The organism is Desulfogranum mediterraneum DSM 13871 (genome assembly GCF_000429965.1).
Taxonomy (GTDB): domain Bacteria; phylum Desulfobacterota; class Desulfobulbia; order Desulfobulbales; family Desulfobulbaceae; genus Desulfogranum; species Desulfogranum mediterraneum.
Genome location: NZ_AUCW01000057.1, coordinates 1 through 4729, shown reverse-complemented (window position 1 = coordinate 4729; position 4729 = coordinate 1). Strand labels below are relative to the sequence as shown.

At 52.8% G+C, this 4729-nt stretch carries 6 protein-coding genes and 2 pseudogenes; 3 read left to right on the top strand and 5 right to left on the bottom strand.

The window, feature by feature from the left end; genetic code table 11:
- Window positions 1-153 (top strand): annotated as a pseudogene (locus G494_RS26955) (IS1380 family transposase); the annotation flags it as partial.
- A 237-nt stretch (window positions 154-390) separates the two neighbouring features.
- On the opposite strand, the gene G494_RS26950 reads toward G494_RS26955, so the two are convergent.
- The gene (locus tag G494_RS26950) at window positions 391-567 is read right to left on the bottom strand and encodes a hypothetical protein (RefSeq protein ID WP_153305900.1); all 177 of its coding nucleotides are present in this window, start codon (window positions 565-567) and stop codon (window positions 391-393) included.
- A 125-nt stretch (window positions 568-692) separates the two neighbouring features.
- On the opposite strand from G494_RS26950, the gene G494_RS23700 reads away from it, so the two are divergent.
- Both G494_RS23700 and G494_RS0114495 read left to right on the top strand, forming a co-directional pair.
- A complete protein-coding gene (locus G494_RS23700) occupies window positions 693-1541 on the top strand; it encodes an alpha/beta hydrolase (RefSeq protein ID WP_051305728.1) in 849 nt (282 codons plus the stop codon).
- 151 nt (window positions 1542-1692) lie between these two features.
- Window positions 1693-2634: a M28 family peptidase gene (locus G494_RS0114495; protein ID WP_208597688.1), complete on the top strand. Its 942-nt coding sequence runs from the start codon at window positions 1693-1695 to the stop codon at window positions 2632-2634.
- 179 nt (window positions 2635-2813) lie between these two features.
- Here G494_RS0114495 and G494_RS0114490 read toward each other — a convergent pair whose 3' ends face one another.
- From G494_RS0114490 to G494_RS27720, 4 genes and pseudogenes are all read right to left on the bottom strand, one after another.
- A complete protein-coding gene (locus G494_RS0114490; RefSeq protein WP_028585105.1) occupies window positions 2814-3896 on the bottom strand; it encodes a hypothetical protein in 1083 nt (360 codons plus the stop codon).
- Window positions 3897-4055: 159 nt separating this feature from the next.
- Entirely contained in the window at window positions 4056-4265 is a 210-nt protein-coding gene (locus tag G494_RS26945) for a hypothetical protein (protein WP_153305899.1), read from the bottom strand.
- Complete coding sequence (locus G494_RS26940; protein ID WP_153305898.1) at window positions 4262-4501, bottom strand: hypothetical protein; 240 nt, start codon at window positions 4499-4501, stop codon at window positions 4262-4264. Before G494_RS26940 ends, G494_RS26945 begins: the two co-directional genes overlap by 4 nt.
- A 60-nt stretch (window positions 4502-4561) precedes the next feature.
- Window positions 4562-4729, bottom strand: a pseudogene (locus tag G494_RS27720) (IS5/IS1182 family transposase); the annotation flags it as partial.

Genomic DNA, 4729 nt, shown 5'->3' with positions numbered 1-4729 from the left:
CGTCGACGCCTAAAGACTGTTATTCAGGAGTTGATCTACCTGGCAGCTCGTCTCCTTTTAACTGCACGTCGTCTACGATTACGTTTTGGAAGACATTGTCCTGCTTACGTCGCTTTTGCCATCGTGTACAACCGACTCTTGGTCGACAGATAGAAAGTTGGACCTCCGGAAGGGCTAGTCTTCAACAGAAGTGCGACCAGACTTCGTAATTTTGTCAGATTGTCAAAGATCCAGACCCATTCCGGCAGTTTTTAAACAACTGGGGGCGACTCATGGAGCCGTCTGGGTAAAAAAACAGTTGATCCTGACACAGCGCATGAGTGTGGACCAATGTGTCACGGATTCAGGTACCTTGAAAAATGGCTTTTTCTTCCAATTTCGCTGTTATACTCAAAATTTTATCCTCGGGATATCAAATATCTGCCTGCGATAAATTGTATCGCGCGCCCTGACCTTGATCGAAAAACCTCCTTTTTCAAGGTACCCTTCATATTGATAGGCTGTCCCGCCTCTTAGCCCGAGTCGCTGTCGTTCATCTGCTGCCAATGGGATGACAAGTTCGTCCATGAATGGTTACTGTTAAAAGACACCCGGCAAACTTTTTCTTGGGTTATCCTGTCAGAGCCGATCACTACTTGGCGAGTATCTACTCAATGTGAGCTATGCACAGCAGCGAGTCGAGGAATAATTGGATGCAGGTTTTATTGGTTGCAGCATGCGGATATATGTTTTTGCTGGCCTTTCTCTACTTCTACCAGCCACGACTGCTCTTTTTCCCGCATATTCCCAGCCGTGAACTGGAGGCCTCCCCGGCTGAAGTGGGCTTAGCCTACGAGTCGGTACAACTGATGACCAGTGATAAGCTTCAGCTGCACGGCTGGTTTGTTCCTGCTCCTCAGGCACGCGGCGTTGTCCTCTTCTTCCATGGTAATGCCGGCAATATCTCCCACCGCCTCGAATCACTTCTATTGTTTAACAGGCTGAGGCTGAGCACCCTGATTTTCGACTACCGAGGTTACGGCAGGAGCCAGGGCAGCCCTTCGGAACAGGGGATGTATCAGGATGCCGAGGCTGGCTGGCAATACCTTAGACGGGTCCGAGCTGTTTCCTCGCAGCAGATCATCCTGTTCGGTCGTTCCCTCGGTGCTGCCGTGGCCAGCCAGCTGGCTACTAGCCACACTCCAGGGGCTCTGATCCTTGAGTCAGGTTTCACCTCTGTGCCGGATGTTGCCGCCGAGCTCTACCCCTTCCTCCCGACCAGCCTGCTGAGCCGATTCGACTATAATGCAGCGGAAAAGCTGAAGCAGGTGGCCTGTCCGGTGCTGGTTATCCATAGCCCGGATGATGAGATCATTCCCTATACACACGGACAGGCCCTCTATGAGGCAGCAAGGGAACCAAAACGTTTTCTTGAGCTTCGCGGTGGCCATAATGACGGCTTCCTTCGCACAGGAGAGGCGTATACCCGAGGGCTGGACAGTTTTCTGGCAGTAAGCCTGGGCTCAGGAACTCCTGATGAATTATCCCTGCCCTCTGAGTGAGAGGATAAACGATCTTCTATTGCTGCAGGTCAGAGACCCAAGCAGGAGGATGAGATAATAACGGGCCCAGATGAAATGGACACTCTTTCCCCGAGGTGGCCGGCAGTGGCGGTGGCCACTCATTCGGTTTAGCCTTCTTTGTTTGATCCTTATGAGCGGACTCTTCAGCCTGATCCAGATGCCAGGTTCCTCCCATACCGGGCCCTTGCCGCCTTTGAGTGAACAGGAGCGGCAGAGCGCAGCCCTGCTCCAAAAACATGTTGATGTTCTGGCCGTTGAGATCGGCCCCCGAAATATCAGGCGGCCCCCTTCAATGGAGCGCACAGTCCACTATCTGAACAGGGTGCTCTCTGCTTTGGGGTATATGGTTCAACACCAGGAGTTCAGCTCCTACAAGCTCACCTCGGTGAACCTGGAGGTGGAAATTCCCGGCCGGCTCTTTCCCGAAGAGGTGATTGTGGTTGGAGCCCATTACGACACGGTTTCAAACTCTCCTGGCGCCAATGACAATGGTTCCGGAGTGGCTGCCCTGCTGGAACTGGCCCGCCTTCTCGCCGGCTCCAGCCCCCAACGCAGCGTCCGGCTGGTCGCCTTTGCCAACGAAGAACCGCCATTTTTTGCCAGCAACACCATGGGAAGCGCCTTTTATGCGGCCCGTTGCCGGGCCAGAAAGGAGAAGATTGTGGGCATGCTTTCCCTGGAGACCATAGGGTACTACAGTGACGAGCCCGGCAGCCAGCACTACCCCTTCCCTTTTTCCTTCTTCTATCCCGACAGGGCAGATTTCATAGGCTTTGTCGGTAATATCCGTTCAGGCCAGCTTGTCCGGCGTGCGGTTAAGGCCTTTCGCCGTCATACCCGCTATCCCTCCGAGGGTTTGGCAGCGCCGAGTTTTATCCGCGGTGTCGGCTGGTCCGACCAGCTCTCTTTCTGGCGGGAGGGCTATCCGGCCATCATGGTTACGGATACCGCCTTTTATCGCTATGCCCACTACCATACCCCGGCAGACACGGCCGAGAAACTCGATTACCAACGGCTGGCCCGGGTGGTCAGCGGCCTTGTCCCCACGATCATGGAGCTTGCCCGCCACTGAGTTGAACCACTAACAAGAGGGTACCTTGAATAATTAGATTTTTTAATCATGGTCAAGGCGCGAGATAAAATTTTAGTGGAGTCATATAGTTGATATTCCGAGACTAAAATTTTGATCGCAACGCTGATATTGGAAGAAAAAGCCATTATTCAAGGTAGCCAGGAGCAGGTTTACCAGGCTCAGCCTGGCTGAGTGTCATCCCTCTGGAGGATGGTCTCCACCAGGGAGGCAACCGCCCTACACTCCAGGCCAAAGGGCAGATAGCCCAGGTAGCCCAGAAGCGGCATCTCAAAGATATGGGCCTTCTGGACCAGGGGGACGGAGTAGACCCAGTGGGCATAACTGTGCACATTCCATAATTCCCAGAAAAATCCACAACAGAGCGCAGCCAGGGCCGGCAGCCAGACAGGGCGCCAGTCTCCCTGTGAGACGCTGTCAAGAAAGGTCGCCTGTCCCAGCATCCTCTGGATGGTGAGGATGATGAAGAGCGGAGAGAGCCACAGCAGGGGGAAGAGATAATCAGGCCAGATGCCGATAGCCAGCAGGCCGACAGCGCTTGCCGCCAAGCTGCTGAGCTCGACCAGGCTGTTCCCGGGGGCAGGGATGAGCAGCGAATCTTTCAGCGGCTCAGTAAGCCTGGGATAGGTAGCGAGCAGCTCCTCTGTACTGAGTACTGCAGGTAATACCGTCGAAAAACAGAGGGATGCATGGAAGATGTATCCTTTGACACTGAAATCCTCAATCCCCAGGTAATGCCAATTTTGGACAAACCTGTTAAGGTATTCAAAAAACCACCAAAAACAGGAGCTTATCGGAAAGAGGGCGAGGAAGTAGTTGCTGCGGTCAACAAGAAGGCAGGAGCTGCTCCGGTAATAGCTGAGGCCGTTGATGAAGACAATATAGCCAAGCCAGAGGGGCAGAAAGGTGTAAGGCTGGACCAGGTGCAAGGGGGGAAATCTGTTCCAGGCCACGAGCCAGCTTGCCGCCACCAGGAGCAGCCCCAGGCCCCCCCACCAGGGAAAAGCAGCGCGGGCTCCTGCCGGATTGAGCGCGGTTGAAGCGTGCCTGTGGTGCAGTTGAAAAAAGAGAAAACCAAAAACCAGGATGGCAAGCAATACCAGGGCGAAAAAGACATACCAGGAGAACGGGGCATGGCTGACGTACTGGGTCAGCGGCGGAAATTCCCAGTAGTGGCTCAGGTCTTTCCCTGCTGCCAGCAGCCCCAGCAGAGGGAGCCCAAGCAGAAGCACAACCAAGAGCATGCAAAGTAACAGTTTTCTGTTCATAGTCAGGGTGGAAGGGGGAGCAGATGGTCAACTAAGCTCATCCGGGCTTAAGGCTCCCTTGAAATCTTTTTTCTTTGGCGTTCAAAACAAAAAGAGGCGGCTGGCTATTGCCAGATCACCTCTTTCCCCTGTCGGTCATCCCCTGGCCAACCTCGTCATTTTGGTTCGATTTTTGGGGCTTTGAATTTTTGCAACTTCAACCAACGTTTCCAACCGGACTAAACGCCTATCACACTCACGCAGTTCATTGGATATATCAGTGAGTATTTTACCTGTACGTTCCACCTTGTCCGTCAAAAGCAACACTTCTTTCATGGCTTTAATAACATCTTTCAGCGTGCTCACTGAACACTCCTAATTTCCGATAAAACATTTTCAGCATCCTTTAAACCTTGCTCTAATGCGCTCTTCGCTTTAACTGTTGCCTTGCTTACTTCTTCAACCAGAGCCGCTAAGATTTCTTCTTCTTCTTCATTCACTTGGGAACCTTGAAAATTACCCTGGACCCCGTTTGCACCATTTTTAAGGGAATTTTTTTTAACAGCTCCGGTTGTTCGGTTGGATGAACCCAACAATTTCATGCCAGCGCATCAATGATTGTATGCGCGAGAGCCATGTTGGGCGAATCCCCATGGCACGTTTCACGTTCGCGCCGTTAGTAGTAATCCAGCCCGATCGATATTGTACGCCAGGTTGCGCAATCCAATTTTTGCCCTGGCTCGAGCTATACCGATCGTACGCAAAATTAGGTTTCCGGCTTTCTGGGCCTGCACACCAAAGACGTGCTCGACTCGGGAGCGAACCCTGGA